This is a genomic window from Haloarcula regularis (genome assembly GCF_029338315.1).
Lineage (GTDB): Archaea > Halobacteriota > Halobacteria > Halobacteriales > Haloarculaceae > Haloarcula > Haloarcula regularis.
Genome location: NZ_CP119794.1, coordinates 1,186,800 through 1,198,505 on the forward strand (window position 1 = coordinate 1,186,800; position 11,706 = coordinate 1,198,505).

Sequence of the window (11,706 nt, forward strand, 5' to 3'; positions counted from 1 at the left end):
CGCTGGTGGTCGCGATGACTGACACGCCAGACCGAGAGCCCGTCGAGTCAGTCTTTGCCGACAGTGTGACGGTATCGACTGAGCCCCTCGGCCGTTTCGATGCTATCGAAGATTTTGCGCAGGTAAAGGAGCGGCTCAGACGGACCGTCACCGAAAATGTCGGATATGATTCGTTCGTGACGTCCTCGGTCCTCCTGTTTGGCAACTCCGACCGGTCCCCGACTACGAAGCTCGCACGAGCACTCACTGGAGAGTTTGACGGCGACTATACGTTCTTTCGTGTGGACGCTGTTTCCGGCGGGTTCAGCGACAGCGGGACCAATATCGAAGCGACCCTCCAAGCCGCTCGTGAACGTGAGCCGAGTGTCGTGGTGCTCGAGTGTCTCGACGACTTCGGATTCGACGAGGAAGAGTATGCACATCTCCGGCAACACCTCGACTCGGTCCGGACGACCCACGCGCAGGTGCTCGTCATTGCCACGGCGACGGATGATGATTCCGACCTGATCCGCAACGACGCGCTTTTTGAGTTCGTGGTCGACGTCCCGGAGCCGACCGAGCAGTATCGACATAGCGAACTCGAGAGTGCCCTATCGGATGCCGAAAGAGCGGGCATTGCAAGACTGGACACGCACGGGGAGTGTCGTATCGAAGATCTGGATACACACGAGTTGCCGGTGCGAGATCTGCATACCGCGGTCAAACGGGCTATCTTAGCCCGTCGGAGAACACGCTCTGACGTACCGGTGACAGTCCGCCCGACAGACATCCAGACGGCCCTCGATGAGATTAACGCAGAGCGCTTCGATGAGTCGGCCGATACCGGTCTCTTCGGATTTGGCAGCACAGACGAGCAGTTCGAGCCGGACGTCCCCGACATCTCGTTCCGGGATATCGGTGGGCTCGAATCGGAGAAACAGCGGCTCCGTGAAGCGGTCACGATTCCCGTCGAGTACAGCGAGACGTTTCGCGATGCTGGCTACTCCATCGGGCAGGGGATACTCCTCCATGGACCGCCGGGGAACGGGAAGACGATGTTGGCCAAGGCAGTCGCCAACGAGTTAGACTACCACTTCCTCTCAGTGAAAGGTCCGGAGTTGGAACAACCCCTTGTGGGCGAATCCGAGCGTGAGCTTTCGGGAACTGTTCGGGGCTGCCCGTGACCACGCTCCCAGTGTCGTATTCTTCGACGAGTTTGACTCGTTGGCCCCCAGTCGTACCAGCGATAGCAATGAGTACAAAGACGACATGGTGAACACGCTCCTGTCGGAACTTGACGGGCTCGAACCACTTGCTGACGTACTCGTCCTGGCGGCAACCAATCGACTGGATCAGCTCGATACTGCCGTGCTCCGCTCCGGCCGGTTCGATACGTTCATCGAGGTCCCACAGCCCGATACAGCCGATACTCGGGCTATCTTCGAGATTCAGGCTGATGGATTACCACTGGCTGACCCGGTAACAGCCGACTGGTTCGTCTCCCTCGACCTCCCCGATCTTTCAGGGGCCGATATTGCAACAATCTGTCGAAAATCACTGGAGTTCGCCGTTTCCGAGTTCGACAGTGGTGACCGGGAGTCGCTCGTGGTGACACGGACGGACGTACGAAGCGCAGTCAGTGGATTGCGGACAGATTCACAGACAGACGACCGCCACGGGTTTCGTTGACATCGGACCGACCGCTCTCAGGAACGTTCCTCTGGTCGGTTTCCCACGACAGAAACTGTGAGCTTCCTTGACAGTACACTGGGGACGATCTGGTCTCCGACATCCATCCTGCCCACAGTCATATCATCGACGACTGCGACTGACGATTCGGCTCGGTCCAGGAGAGGAACCAAACCCTGGTCACGAACTGGAACGATACCGTGGGCAGCGGTGACTCCGTTCTGTATGGCGGCGACCGCACTATCCGTTCGTCTGTGGTCTCTCTGCTGGACTGGCTTGAAGAACTCGACGGCGTGATCGTCTCCCTGATTGGGACCCACGACGAGCCGATTGGAGCTGGAATCGATAGCGGTCGGTGTATCGAACCATTTCGATTTGAGCACAGAGCGGTCCCGTTCCACACCGTCCATGACCCGGTTGATGCCCCGTCTGGGTGGGTACTCGACGGCCATCATCACTGGCGTCTACCCACAGTCATTCGAAGAGACTGCTCGTACCGTCGAGGACGAGCTGGAGATGATACTGCTCGGCCACACGCGCCACCAACACAGCGAGCTGGTGGGCTCACCGGACCAGGACATCCTCGTCTGCAATCCTGGCGCAGTCGGACGCCCGTTTCATTCGGAGAGCGGTGGCCCTGGACCGGGATGGCCGAGTACGCTCTCGCGGACACCGAGACCAAGGAGCGTACGCTTCGCACAGTCCGCTACGACTCGAGGCGTGCCATGAAGTTTCGCAAAACGAACGGCTCGCCACTTGTGAGACCGACGGAAGGCTGAGTCAGCGGACATATTTTTGTCTTTGTCGGGAACGGAATCGTTTATCCCGCGGTCGGAGCGAGTGAAGTGCCTTATCCGAGTTCCTTCCGGGCGGTGTCCACATCGCGGATTCGTGAGTCGTCAGGGCAAGCGTCGAGAATGCCAGCCAGGGTATCCAGCGCAAGAGGCCGGAAATTCAGCAGCTCGCTGCTGACGTTGACTCGACGCGTGTCAGCTGCAACGAACGGATACGTGTCCGTGTCGTTGTTATGCATATGGCCGTGGATAGCCCAGCCATCCCAGTCGTCCGGGACGTCTTCGGGTCGGTGTGTACAGTAAAACTCCCGTTCACCGTGGCTGAGAATACACGCGTCCAGGACCGGGAAGGGGGCTCTGTCGGCATCTAACCCGACGTCGTGATTGCCACGGACCAATACATCACCACCTAATCGCTCGAAAAACTCGATTGTTTCGTCACCAGTCTGCATGTCCATCGCCACGTCACCCAGATGGACGAGTGTATCCTGCTCACCGACCGTCTCGTAGTGGCGATTCAACAGTGTCTGATTCATTTCCCCAACCGAACTAAACGGCCGATCAGTGTATCCGATGATACGCGAGTGCCCGAAGTGATGGTCGGAGATCACGTATCTGCTCATCTGTCCTCACCCCCTATCTGTCGATACTCCATGACCGCATGAATGACAGAGAGGCATCTATAATTGATTGAGGTGTGCTTCCAAAGCACAGGTTTGTCAGTACACTTTCGACTCCACGGTCAAGACGGTGTGGTGGCACTTATCTCGACACTCATAGCTAGTCAACGGAGCAAACGTCCAACAAGTCGTCCAATCTGGATCCGACCGACTGCCAGAACCGACCCCACCCGACGGGTGGGATGTCAAGCGGCCAAGATCAAAGACAATCGCATAGACAAACCGTGAAGTGCCTACAACTCAGGGGTCTGCTGGTAGGTCTGTCCATGAGTGTCACATCCACAATAGTCGCATCGTCCAGGTTTGTTTCAGGGTCGCTCGCGTCAGACCGGTTCCGTCCGAGCGTCGAGAACGGTCGCACTAACGAGCGCTCGGAGCTACCTCCCGACCGAAGTACCTGGGTAGTCTAGGCATCGTTGTCAGCCAGTGAGCGCTGTGACTCCGCCCGCGCATGAACACGCTCAATAGCGTCGTGGATGACGAGGTCGTCCACCTCAAACGCCAATGCAGCGTACGTAACGGACATTTGGACCGCAAAATAGGTCATCCGTAATTCCTCGCTAGCCCGGGCGATAGCCGGTGGGATGCCACGTTTGCCGGTTTGCTTCTCATCGAATCCACCGAGGATCGTGTAGACGTCGGCGTACAGTCGTGCTGCGTGCAGGTTCTCAAACGACTTCATCTGCCCCGCAGACCCGAGAACATGGTAGAGATCGGGGTAATTCCGCTCTTCGTGAACAATCCGACAGTCGTTGCCGTATTCTTCGATCACTGTCTCCCTGTTGTCGCTCATGATTGCTGAGCATATTGGCGGTTCAGTCTTCTATTCACCAGCATGGCGGTGGTGATTTCTTCAGTATCGCGGATCACACAGTGCAATTCTCCGTAAAGAGATGCTAGTTTGCTGTAAAGTAAATCTACTTCCGAGCCACCGTTTTGAACCCCTCGTTTATTATCAGTGTTTCATCAGAGTACAGCAGAATCGGAGCGCATCGAGCGAGGCATCGCAGTTTCCGAGGTCGGTATCGTAGAACCTGGTGGAGAGCTTCGATTTCACCGGTTACCAGACTGGTAGCCTGGCTCTGGTTTTCTGCAACAGCACCGACCCGGCGTCGCTGTGCTTCCTGCATCTGGTGTTCGATGGTTTCTCGGAGACGATCCAGCCGGATACGGTCCAGATCATCTCCGGCATACAGAGACAGTGAGTTTGTATTGGAGTCAATGGTTTCAGTCGCCGGTACCAGAATGATAGACTACATTGAATCGAGCAGGGCGGCAACACGTTCGGCTCTGGAGACATCTCTTGGCTGAACAGACTGCCGGCCACACAGTTGAGCGAGCGCCGTTGCCGCCCATGTTACCACAGCACGGTCACAATGGGACTCGCGTAGTCGGTCCAGAGCAGCGGCGTCTATCTCTGGTTGCCCCATGTATCGTGCCTGCGTCAGGGCCGACCGATACACCTCGGTTTCCGGTCGGTCGTACGTTACGTCATCCGACGCTGACACAGTGTCTGTCCCCTCGACCCACACTTGCGTGAGTTCGGACTGACTGATCGTCTCGGCCGCACCGTCAGTCACCTGCAGGTCGAATAACTCGAGCACATCATCGTTAAGTGGGGCGGCGTTCTGCAGATCCTCAGGGTGTTCCACCGTCGGGGTCGCAGTGGCGACGAGTCGGGCACAGGTATCTAGCGAGATGTCTATGCCGGCCTTCGCAAGTCTAACACGTGGCTTGGTGAGCGCTGGAATCAAGAACGGCCGCTGCGTTTCGGCGAGGTATTCAATCCCATCAACGGCCGCGATACCACCAGCAGCCTGCACGACCGGCCCGGTTTCGACCCACCAGCGCGACGCTCGTTTTTCCACTTCGGCGACAATCGGTGGACTGCTCGACTCGGGTAGCGACTGGTACCGTGTGGCTGGATCTAGCTCACAGAATGCCTCCAGAATCCGACGCCGGTGACTGGTGTCCGAAGCTAGCAGAAGGATATTCGGGCCGCTTTCGGAAGACTGTGAACCGACTGGGGTCGGCGTAACGTACAGGAGTGCGAGGACTAGCTTTGCCAGCCAGAACCCAGGGACAGATGGGGCGACTGCATTGGCGAGGGCACCGAGATACGTGGGTCGTGCCGCAAGGTCTCCCAGTGTCCACGTCGGCTCGGCCCGAGTCGGTTCGAGACCGAGATCTCGCAGGACGATATCAGAACAGTCGACAAACCGTGTCTGAACCGTGGGCGCTGGGTTGAGTTCGGTCCGCTGACACGGACGAGCAACGCCAGTTACAGTTACTAATTCCCCCGGTGTCACTGCTGTGAGGGCCCCGTCGAGGCGAACATGAATCGTCTCCCGCCGAGCGGCGCCGACCGAATCGGGCACTGACAGTCGAGCGTACTGGGTATCGATGCAGTCCGAATCCATCGTTACAGACACGTTTTCGTCCCGACCACACGACCAACAAGATTCTATCTCAGGCGTTGCCAGGCCAAAATACCGACCTTTTGTGGCTGTCCCGCACTGCTGGCACTCAACTGTTATTACCGTGAGTATCGGCCGCACGTCGGTCGTTGCAACCACTCTCCCGGATATCGAGACGAGCTGACCACACTGCACGGTTGCCAAGTCCTCTGGAGGCGTATCTGTGGGGAGATTGCGAAATCGAAGCTGGGGAAGTCGTCCGGTGGAAGCACAGGTGACTCCCATGCTCGTCAACGCTTCACGAGCATACCCCACGGTAGCGTCCGGGTGGGCCAGCAATCGATCTGCCAGGTCGGGGTCAAAGTCAGCGAGACGTTGCCAATCCACGACGAGTGAGCGCTCCGGCACAGAACGACCACCTGCCCCCGATGGCACCGAATCGGCGTGACGGAAGAACGCTCTGAATCGACGAACTGGGTTGTCGGTGCCCGCCATGATATCATATAGTCGCACGAGGCCCCAAATGTCTATCCGGAGTGGGTACCGGCCACGGGTCCAGGTAAATATTTCAGTTCCTCCGCGACTATCGGGCGGTAGATGGAAGCACCGCTGCCCGAATTGGTCGAGAGTGAGCGAATCGTCGTCATCGTCCACAGGCATGCCGACCTGGATTCGGTCGGGGCAGCTGTCGGCCTGGCGACGACGCTTTCGGCCGACGTCGATATCGCGACGCCAGGTCCTATCGCTGGATCGGCGGATCGCTTATTGGATGACCAGTCAGTCGTCAGGGACCCGGATCTGGGAGCCTACGACCTCCAGATTGTGGTCGATGCGCCATCCCGCCAGCGTATTGCGCCGATTGACCCGACCACCACCGAAACGCCGTTACTCGTTGTCGACCACCACGAACCCGATGACCTCTACGCACACGCAACGTACCAACGGGTCGATACAGCGGCGCCGGCGACGGCAGCGCTGGTGGCGAATGTACTCACCGCTCACGACATCGATATTCCCCCACTTGGTGCGCAGGCCTTGGCCGCTGGCATCCTCGACGATACCGAGTTCCGTGCGGTCGTGATGCCAGACACCCGACGACTGGTCTGTGAGTTGCTGGGCACCGCTTCGGCGACAGATACTGATATCGCGACATTGTGGGAGCGCCAGCCACCGTGGAGTGAACGGGTGGCGACGGCAAAAGCCGTGGTCCGGGCAAACGGCTACAAGGCCGGAAATCGACTTCTGCTTGTTACCCAGGTGAGCGGGCACGAACGCGCGGCCGCCGACTTGCTCCTCGAAGGAGGAGCAAATATCGGGGTCGTCCTGTCGAACCGGGACGACCACACGCGAGTCGTAGCGAGTACCACAGACCAAACGGAGATGTCACTCCCCGAAGATGTGTTAGAACCACTTGCGGACGCACTGAGAGGCGATGCTGGCGGCCACGCTACTGCCGGCGTCGCAAAGGTCGCGTCGACTGATCTCGAGGCAGTCGAAGCAGCAGTCGTCACTCAGATCGAGGAGCGGTTGGGTATCCAATTCGGCCCGCTGACCTAACTGGTCGACACACCCTCGAAGACAGCTCCCCCTCCAATTGGCCCCTGATCCACTCAGTCGCGTACCACTCCTGCGTGACAGCCTTCCGCCGTTGCAAGCCGTGATTCCCGCCGGGGAGCGAGTCGTTCCACAAACGGTGGCCATTCCGATCGCAGAGAGTGAACCAGAGAGAATCCACGGTACCGGTATGAGGTGGTCCTTGATCCCCCGTGTCGTTCCGGCCACCCTATTGACATTGTGTGAAATGGCGGACCATAATGACCCAAACTGAATCCAGAGTGCAACGTATCGGTCGGTGAACCGGCGAGATAGCACGTGTGGTGTGTTGGAATGACCACACCCACTTTCGTGACGTTCGACGGAGTGGACTCGGACAAACGCTCCCTGTCCCTCGGCAATCGGACACGTCGTAGAGACCGACGACAGGACCGGGGAGAGTCGATTCAGTGTACCTCATCCGCAACCACAGAGGAGAGTGCATAGCCCAGAAGAAGCAACAACAGAGGGAGAGCTTCGACTACGGCAATACCGAGCAGGAGCAAACGCCAGATCCCGTCGGCATAAGCCAACGCGATAGCCATGGTAACCACCGCACTTATTGGGCTGATTACAAACCAGTAGAGGTCCGAACCCATACAATTGCTTACTAAGCGTTTATAATATATTTAATGACAGAACGAGACGTGAGAACCGTCCCCTGGAAGACACCACCACTGTGTTATCCCGCAGTGAAGGTGGTTGTGGTTAGTTTGGAGCATTGCGCCATCGAGCGAAGCGCTGTAACCAGCTTCGGTGGTTTCCGGGTCGACGTACCAGAAGCGGTCTGAGAACGACGAGGTTCGACGCTGCAACTCTCGAGAGATGTTCGGCAGCATTCCGAGATCCGTGGCGACACGTCTGAAATCGGAGTCCAGCTCGGGGAAGTGCAGTTTGGCGGCGTTGCGCGTCATCGACGAGAAAGACGGCAGTTTCGACAACGGGTTTTCCCGGAGTTCGCGCAGGAAAATTTCCGTGAGGAGGTTTGGTCGTCGCAAACGACCGGACGTGAAGCAGTTCGTTCGACTGCGGTTCGGCGGCGTACAGCCAGAACTGCTGATCGTTGCGGCGAATCACTGTTCCGTCGAGTGCGATCCGATTTTTGCCGTGCGAGAGAGATGTGATGACCCCGCCTCGCTACTCAGAGAGACGCTCACGTCGTGGGCGATCGCAATCTCCATCGAGTTGATCTCTGGAACTCGATCGCAAGCAGGAGAATGGGTCGGGTTTCCAAGGAGTTACGTTCGTCTCACGATCCGTCCCCATCCGTGTCTGGTTCACCGGCGAGCAGCCCGTCAACCAGCCGCGTGAACCGGTCAACCAGGCGGTCTGCAATCGACGGCTCCACCAGCCGAAGCATCCGGGCGGTGTCCTTTGGATGTGTGATAACGAGTGTGACGCGGTTACGGGTGTCGCGCTGCTTCTCGACGAGATCCTGTTCGACGAGGTGATTGAGATGCCACTCGAGGGTGCTCCGTGCGATATTCACCCCGTCGGCCACTGCGTTGGGTGCACTCGGGCCGTTAGCCATGAGGTAGACGAGGACGTCCCGGGCGGTTTCTCGACGGAGCACGGCCAACGCCCCCCGTTCCCAGGTCCCGTAGTCCGGCGTGTAATAATGCGTTCGGCCGTACAGCGATTCCTCGACGACAGCATCGGAGCGTTCGAGTTTCCGCAGGTGGTACTGGACCTGCCCTGGTGCAAGATTGAGCGTCCGGGTGAGTTCATTGAAATGGATGCCAGGATTCCGACGAACCTGACGTGCAATTCGATTTCGTGTTCCGGTCATTGTTTGCGATTCTCGGCTGGGAAGCGAACTCACCGATTCGACTGTACAGATATCTTTGGGCAGTGGCTTCTATATCTCACGGTCCACCGTTCGGGTTCGCTGATCGAACCACAACTTGTGAGTCGACCTGGCTACTGTGAGTAGCTACACGCGACCGGCCACATCGGCTTTCTGGATCTCACTCACATGCTTTCGATATCGTCACTCACCACTGACGTTCTATTGCCACTCCATTTCGGAGAGTCACCGTCCGATAGTCTGCTTATCGTCGCCCTTGGCACCGGCACGGTGTTGTCGATACTTGTCGCGTCACTCTCTGCCGTGGCGTTCGTTAAGCGACGGACGATTTCCTACCTACTCATCACGGTTTCCTTTTCGACGTTCCTCGGGAAGACGAGCTTGGGACTCGTGTCTCTTACAAGCGGTATGAGTACCGATATGCATCACTCGTTCGAACACTCACTTGACGTCGTTATGATGGTGCTCGTACTCACTGCAGTCTACTACGCTCGCACCAGTGAAAGACGACGGCGCAGATCCAACTGAGCTACGCAGTACGGCGAGTTCCCCAGCAATCGACAGGCGGGTATTTCCTCGCCAGGTGCTGGGCCACGACGCTACATGGTGAGCATGGCGCGCCGAATATGGTTCGGAGATGACCACGCTGGTTCAGCGTTCGAACGCGTCGAGATTCGGGAGAGCACTCGCCCACGAATACCGGGGAGTGACTCGCGTGAGAGCAATCGTACCTCAGGCATGCAGTGGTCGCCGATACCGCCAACCGCTGACTGAACGTGTCCGGGCAACCTGTCTCGCATCAGTTCGCGCCCGTGGTTGGCTGCTGTACCGGTCCCGATCGACGAACATGGAATACCGGAAGACGTCCAGTTCTAGCCCGCTGGTTCGTCTCTGCGACGAGAAGCGCAGTATTCGAATCCTGGCGAGCGAGAACCGGCCAAGCGTACGCAGGGGCGTGTATTCGAGACCCGAACCAGATGCTCCAAATGTTCGAGGTCGTAAGTCCCAATCGTGCACAGGTGAACGTTTACTCAGGTCGACCGGAGCAGTTGGAGCGATCGGTGGCCTCGGCGATTCGAATCCTGACGTCGCCCTCGGAGAACCCGATCGCGAAGTCGAGAGCGGCGACGTTCCGTATCCGGTGTGGGGCGAACAGATTCCGGATGTGACTGTCCCCGCACCAGTCGATTCCCGAGCGATTCGTCTGCGTGACGTCGAGACGCCGTCACTCCTCACGTTCTTTTTCAGTCATTGCCGAACCGTCTGTCCCGTCCTCATCTCGACACAGCGAAACATCCAGGCCCACGCCCAAACCAACGGGTACAGCGACGCAATCTCGTTCTTCCCGACAACGTTCGACCCCGCCCGCGACACTGCCGAGCGTCTTCGGACGTACGCCGACGACATGAACGTCGACGCCGATCGTGCAAACTGGCACTTCCTCCGGCCTGACTCAAAGGAGCGAGCCGGGGCAGTCGTACAGGACCAGTTCGGCGTCGCCTTCCAGCGCACCGAACCCGAAGACATGGACACGTATATGTTCACACACTCGGCCCTGACGCTGCTCGTCAACGCCGACGGGTTCGTCGAGCGCACCTATCGCGCGAAATCGACGGACAAAGAGACCATCATCTCCGACCTCAGAACGGTGAGAGAGGCGTGAAGCGTCGGCAAGCCGTCGCCGCGGTTGCAGGGCTCGTACTCACCGGGGGTAGTCTGTGGGTTACCCAAAACGGGTTGCCGGACGGACAATCGCGAGGTGAGGATCAGCTGCCAATCCGCGTCGAGACCCTGGATGCCCGCGGATCGACTGCCGGGCAGGCGCTCGTGCCGACACCGGATACTGTCACCGTGGTCGATCTGTTCGAATCGACACCTGGCGCTCCTTGGGGACGTACTCGAGACGAGTCAAGCAGATTGCGGCCGTGGTGATGATAGTGGCCGGTGGCGGGCAGATCTATCTCGCAGTGTTCGAACTCCGCGTGCTGTAACGAGAGGTCGCGGTCGTGGATGAATCCGCCGCAGCATTCGGGGAGCGGTGGGTAAACCCCGACGGTCCGGCAGACACCGGACCACCGCCTACTGGGCAGACAGGACTGTGCGGGCGGACTTGTCGCTGCCGAAAAAGTTCGCCTTGAGAGGGGCGGGCGGATTGTGAACCTCGCCGAGACGTGCTCGCTTCGCTGCGCGCGATTCGTCTGGTTCACATCGCCCTCACGGACGTATTCGTCGCTCACGAGTTGTTCGCGGCAGAAAGAGTGGGTTCGGGCGGATTGTGAACCGAAGGAAGACTCGCTTCGCTCGTCTTCCAGGGCTCAAATCCGCGTGACCATACAGACGACGAACGCGACTCGCTACGCTCGTCGATTGCGTCGTCAGAAGTGGGTTCGGGCGGATTGTGAACCACGGTCACTCCCGTTCGTTCGCGGCGCTCGCTCACCTCCTGTTCCCTGGTTCAAATCGCCCTCACGGACGAGTTCGTCGCTCACGAGTTGTTCGCGACAGAATGAGTGGGTTCGGGCGGATTTGAACCGCCGGCCTCCTCCATGTCAAGGAGGTGTCATAACCGACCTAGACCACGAACCCTCACTGCTGAGTGCAACTCATTCTTGCCGGGGGGTATAATTGAAGGTTTCGAATTCCGGACCCGCACGGCGTCTGTTGATTCGGCCCACACGGCCACCCGAACGACCTCGAGCCCGACAAGGTTAAGTGAGTGTGCGGATTTGTACATCACAACACGAAAG

At 58.5% G+C, this 11,706-nt stretch carries 12 protein-coding genes, 1 tRNA gene and 3 pseudogenes; 8 read left to right on the forward strand and 8 right to left on the reverse strand.

Going from position 1 to position 11,706, the window contains the following annotated elements; genetic code table 11:
• The first annotated feature begins 14 nt into the window (after positions 1–14).
• Together P1N55_RS06435 and P1N55_RS06440 are read left to right on the forward strand one after the other, a co-directional pair.
• Positions 15–1,163, forward strand: a complete 1,149-nt coding sequence (locus P1N55_RS06435) for an ATP-binding protein (protein ID WP_276278115.1) — start codon at positions 15–17, stop codon at positions 1,161–1,163.
• Positions 1,129–1,668, forward strand: a complete 540-nt coding sequence (locus P1N55_RS06440; protein ID WP_276278116.1) for an AAA family ATPase — start codon at positions 1,129–1,131, stop codon at positions 1,666–1,668. Before P1N55_RS06435 ends, P1N55_RS06440 begins: the two co-directional genes overlap by 35 nt.
• A gap of 17 nt (positions 1,669–1,685) precedes the next feature.
• Here the strand turns inward: P1N55_RS06440 and P1N55_RS06445 are convergent, their stop codons facing one another.
• The 3 genes from P1N55_RS06445 to P1N55_RS06455 form a co-directional block, all read right to left on the reverse strand.
• On the reverse strand, positions 1,686–2,123 hold the full coding sequence (locus tag P1N55_RS06445) for a hypothetical protein (protein WP_276278117.1): 438 nt from the start codon (positions 2,121–2,123) through the stop codon (positions 1,686–1,688).
• Positions 2,124–2,518: 395 nt separating this feature from the next.
• Complete coding sequence (locus P1N55_RS06450) at positions 2,519–3,085, reverse strand: metallophosphoesterase (protein ID WP_276278118.1); 567 nt, start codon at positions 3,083–3,085, stop codon at positions 2,519–2,521.
• Positions 3,086–3,548: 463 nt separating this feature from the next.
• Positions 3,549–3,935, reverse strand: coding sequence for a hypothetical protein (locus P1N55_RS06455; protein ID WP_276278119.1), 387 nt, complete (start codon positions 3,933–3,935; stop codon positions 3,549–3,551).
• A gap of 244 nt (positions 3,936–4,179) precedes the next feature.
• Here P1N55_RS06455 and P1N55_RS06460 point away from each other — a divergent pair, with 244 nt between their 5' ends.
• Positions 4,180–4,347 carry a hypothetical protein gene (locus tag P1N55_RS06460; protein WP_276278120.1) on the forward strand — a complete coding sequence of 56 codons (168 nt, stop codon included), beginning with the start codon at positions 4,180–4,182 and terminating at the stop codon, positions 4,345–4,347.
• 48 nt (positions 4,348–4,395) lie between these two features.
• Here the strand turns inward: P1N55_RS06460 and P1N55_RS06465 are convergent, their stop codons facing one another.
• The gene (locus tag P1N55_RS06465; RefSeq protein ID WP_276278121.1) at positions 4,396–6,054 is read right to left on the reverse strand and encodes a minichromosome maintenance protein MCM; all 1,659 of its coding nucleotides are present in this window, start codon (positions 6,052–6,054) and stop codon (positions 4,396–4,398) included.
• 102 nt (positions 6,055–6,156) lie between these two features.
• Between P1N55_RS06465 and P1N55_RS06470 the strand changes: the two genes are divergently transcribed.
• A complete protein-coding gene (locus tag P1N55_RS06470; RefSeq protein WP_276278122.1) occupies positions 6,157–7,116 on the forward strand; it encodes a DHH family phosphoesterase in 960 nt (319 codons plus the stop codon).
• Positions 7,117–7,559: 443 nt separating this feature from the next.
• On the opposite strand, the gene P1N55_RS06475 is transcribed toward P1N55_RS06470, so the two are convergent.
• The 3 genes and pseudogenes from P1N55_RS06475 to P1N55_RS06485 all read right to left on the reverse strand — a co-directional run bounded on the left by P1N55_RS06475 (position 7,560) and on the right by P1N55_RS06485 (position 8,941).
• Entirely contained in the window at positions 7,560–7,751 is a 192-nt protein-coding gene (locus P1N55_RS06475) for a hypothetical protein (RefSeq protein ID WP_276278123.1), read from the reverse strand.
• Between the two features lie 109 nt (positions 7,752–7,860).
• Positions 7,861–8,253 (reverse strand): annotated as a pseudogene (locus P1N55_RS06480) (IS6 family transposase); the annotation flags it as partial.
• 148 nt (positions 8,254–8,401) lie between these two features.
• Positions 8,402–8,941, reverse strand: coding sequence for a winged helix-turn-helix transcriptional regulator (locus P1N55_RS06485; protein ID WP_276278124.1), 540 nt, complete (start codon positions 8,939–8,941; stop codon positions 8,402–8,404).
• 186 nt (positions 8,942–9,127) lie between these two features.
• Here P1N55_RS06485 and P1N55_RS20110 point away from each other — a divergent pair, with 186 nt between their 5' ends.
• The 4 genes and pseudogenes from P1N55_RS20110 to P1N55_RS06495 all read left to right on the forward strand — a co-directional run.
• A complete protein-coding gene (locus P1N55_RS20110; protein ID WP_455429083.1) occupies positions 9,128–9,487 on the forward strand; it encodes a DUF7471 family protein in 360 nt (119 codons plus the stop codon).
• Between the two features lie 529 nt (positions 9,488–10,016).
• Positions 10,017–10,622 (forward strand): SCO family protein, encoded by a 606-nt coding sequence (locus P1N55_RS06490; RefSeq protein WP_276278686.1) that lies wholly within the window; start codon positions 10,017–10,019, stop codon positions 10,620–10,622.
• Positions 10,619–10,825: pseudogene (locus tag P1N55_RS19650) on the forward strand (TlpA family protein disulfide reductase); the annotation flags it as partial. The gene P1N55_RS06490 and the pseudogene P1N55_RS19650, both read left to right, overlap by 4 nt.
• Positions 10,822–10,950, forward strand: a pseudogene (locus P1N55_RS06495) (cytochrome C biogenesis protein); the annotation flags it as partial. The pseudogenes P1N55_RS19650 and P1N55_RS06495, both read left to right, overlap by 4 nt.
• A 520-nt stretch (positions 10,951–11,470) precedes the next feature.
• Here P1N55_RS06495 and P1N55_RS06500 read toward each other — a convergent pair.
• Positions 11,471–11,545, reverse strand: a tRNA-Val gene (locus P1N55_RS06500).
• Between the last annotated feature and the right edge of the window lie 161 nt (positions 11,546–11,706).